This window comes from Steroidobacter sp. (assembly GCF_016790065.1).
Classification (GTDB): Bacteria; Pseudomonadota; Gammaproteobacteria; order Steroidobacterales; family Steroidobacteraceae; genus Steroidobacter.
Map to the genome: position 1 here is coordinate 1 of NZ_JAEUPY010000794.1, position 2,926 is coordinate 2,926.

3 protein-coding genes are annotated in these 2,926 nt (G+C 59.8%); 1 reads left to right on the forward strand and 2 read right to left on the reverse strand.

Translation table 11 applies throughout. The features are described from left to right. A partial coding sequence (locus JNL55_RS32195; RefSeq protein WP_293864353.1) for a M24 family metallopeptidase occupies positions 1–1,398 on the forward strand: 1,398 nt, incomplete at its 5' end. 10 nt (positions 1,399–1,408) lie between these two features. Here the strand turns inward: JNL55_RS32195 and JNL55_RS32200 are convergent. Next, a complete protein-coding gene (locus JNL55_RS32200; RefSeq protein WP_293864356.1) occupies positions 1,409–2,173 on the reverse strand; it encodes an enoyl-CoA hydratase/isomerase family protein in 765 nt (254 codons plus the stop codon). Positions 2,174–2,175: 2 nt separating this feature from the next. Beyond that, positions 2,176–2,926, reverse strand: a 751-nt coding sequence (locus JNL55_RS32205) for a CaiB/BaiF CoA-transferase family protein (RefSeq protein WP_293864359.1), incomplete at its 5' end; no start/stop codon positions are given.

Consider the following 2,926-nt stretch of genomic DNA (forward strand, 5'->3'; position numbering starts at 1 on the left):
CGCACGGGGAAGATCGCAGCGATGCAGCCTTCCCTGCCCTCAGCCCGAACCATCACCGCAAAACTACAGAACGAGAAATCCCACGGTAGCGCCGCGTTGCTGCTGCCAAGACGTTACGGCGGCGAGGATCAACCTCCCAAACCAGCCACCGACGACATGCTGCCGCGTGCCTGGCACGAACGACAGATGAGACGCTTGTTCGATCTGGCCGCCGAAAGAAACATTGCCGCCGTGCTGCTAAGGCAGCCGCCCAACGTAACTCACTACACCGGCTACACATTCAGCCCGACCGAGCGCCCACAAGCGGTCTTCATGAACAAGGACGACGGCGCGCCTTGGTATTTCTATCCCATGGTCGACAGCGGTCTGGTGCGCGATGGCTGGTTTGGCGGCGGCCGTTTGTACTTCGACTTTCCTCATGCCGCCGGCGGCTTTCCCAACGAAGGTAAGGTAGTCACCGGCCCCGCGGTGGATTTATTCGAGTTCATGCTGGAAGGGCTCAAGGAAAAAGGCGTGCAAGGCGGCAAGATCGGCATCGATGGCGAACTGTATCCGTCCGAGCTCAACGCCGTTCGCAAGATTCTGCCGAACATCGAAGTGGTCGACATCCAAGATCTGATCGGCGACATGCGCAGCGTGAAAACACCCGAAGAGTTGGCGCTATGGAGCCGTGCTTACGTTTACAGCGACCGGGCACAAGTGTTCGCGCGCGACTATCTGCTGACCTATGGCACCGACGTGACCGATCTAGAAATCAAGACCGCCACGCAGCTGTGGCTACAGGACCAACTCTATTCCGATCTGAACCTCGCCGGCGGCCTGCCCAATCACGGCGTCGGGACCATCGGCGAAATCGACGTTCGCTCGGGACCCGTCAATGCTTATCCGCATCCCAATCAGCCCTATTACTCCAAGGTGATGCGCGGTCATCCGATCCAAGTGGTTTGTTATGTTTTCGTCGGCGCCTGCGGCGGCGAGAACTATCGGATGTATCAGCTCGCCGGCGACGCCGGGAAGTTCACGCCCCACGGCAGCAAGATGTGGGAAGTCACCAAGCACTGCTGTGACATTCAGCTACAGATGCAAAAAGCCGGCGCGGTTTGTGGCGACATTGCATATGCCATCCACAAGTATCAGGTGGACCAGGGCATGCAAAAGTATATTTATCACCGCCCCGGTCACGGGCAATCCAGCGAAGGCCATTCCGCGCCGTACATCGCGCTCGGCGACCGAACCGTATTGAAGACGAACTCGATCTTCTCCGAAGAGCCCGGGCTATACGATCCGGAGGGTGGCGTGGGCTACAACTGGAGCGACAACATCGTCACCGGCGTGAAGTCAGGCTATCGAATGAGCTTCACGCCTTATTCCAAGGAATGGCTGTTCGTGCGGCTCTGAGCCGTGAGCCTCAGAAACGCTCGACCTTCTTGCCTTCGAGGAACGCAGCGAGGCCACGTTTGGCATCGGCGCTGGTAAACGCCACCTGCCCGAGCACGGCTTCCCGCCTGAACGCGTCCTGCAAAGGCAAATCGGTCAGTTCGCGGACGGATTGTTTGATGACCTTGAGCGCCGTCGGGCTCAAGCGAGCAAGCCGCTCAGCCAGCCGAGTAGCAGTCGCCGACAAGTCCTCGGGCGCGACGACTCGATTCAGGACGCCAACGCGTAACAGGTGTTCGCTGCTGAAGCGGTCCCCCGTCATCATGATCTCCAGGGCTGCAGCGTAGCCAATCTGCCGAACCAGCCGCACCAGCGTGCCGCCCGCAGGCACGATGCCGATCGACACTTCGGGAAGACTGAACACCGCGGTGCTGGACGCGATACGCAAATCGGTCGCCAGCATGATCTCGAAACCGCCGCCCATGCACAGTCCGTTGATCGCGGCAATGATAGGCTTGTCCAGGTTCAAGCCTTTGAGGTGCGCCGGATCCCAAGCGGAAATATCGATGTCATTGCGCGCCAAGGCCGGAATCGATTCGGTGAGATCGGCACCGACACAGAACGCACGCTCGCCCGCACCGGTCAGGATCACAACCCGAACGCGATCATCTTCCGCCGCCGTCTTGAAGGCAGCGCCCAACTCGTCGTACATGGCCAAGGTCAACGCATTGAGCTTGGCCGGCCGGTTGAAAGTGATGCGGGCGATGCCATCCTGCAGGTCGTACGCGATGGACATGCTCAGATCACCTTGCTCTGTCGCAAGGACTCGAAGGCACCGCGGTCGAGGCCCAGCCAGTCCAGAAAGACGGCTTCGTTGTGCTCACCGATCAAAGGCACCTTCGGCTCCGCGCCGGCCGTGGCTCCAGACAAATGCACGGCCGAGCCGAACACTTTGACTTTGGTGTCGCCGTAACCCACCTGCACCAGCATGTCTCGCGCCAGCATGTGCGGATCTTCGACGACTTCCGCAATGGTCTTGATCGGGCTGAGCGGGAAGCGATCAGAGGCGATGGCTTCCAGTTCCTGCTTGGTCTTGTCGGCAAACCAGCCGCGAATGATGGGCTCGACCCGGCGGGCGTAGACGTCTAAATCGAAGCGCTTCTTCATGGTGTCGATCTCGGGATCCTTCGCCAACTCCGGCGTGCCGAATGCGGTGCAGGCCTCTTGCCAGAACTTGTCGGTGTACGCGCCGAAGAACACATGACCGTCCTTGCAATCGTAACGACCATAAGGCCGCACGAACGGATGATCGTTGCCCAGCGGCTTGGCGACTTTTTGTTGCGCCGTGAAGTTGACGACAGCGTTTTCAGTCAGCGTGAACACAGCGTCTTGCTGTGAGATATCCACGAGCTGCCCCACTCCTTTCATCTCCGCTTCACGCAACGCTGCGACAGTGCCGAGAGCCGCGTACAACGATGCGGCGAGATCGCCGATGATGGTGCCCACTCGTTGCGGTTGGTCGGGGGTTCCATTCATCGACCACAGTCCT

Bases quoted from the DNA above. Each gene is read 5' to 3' on its own strand.
- JNL55_RS32200 (WP_293864356.1), bottom strand. From the start codon at position 2,173: ATGTCCATCGCGTACGACCTGCAGGATGGCATCGCCCGCATCACTTTC.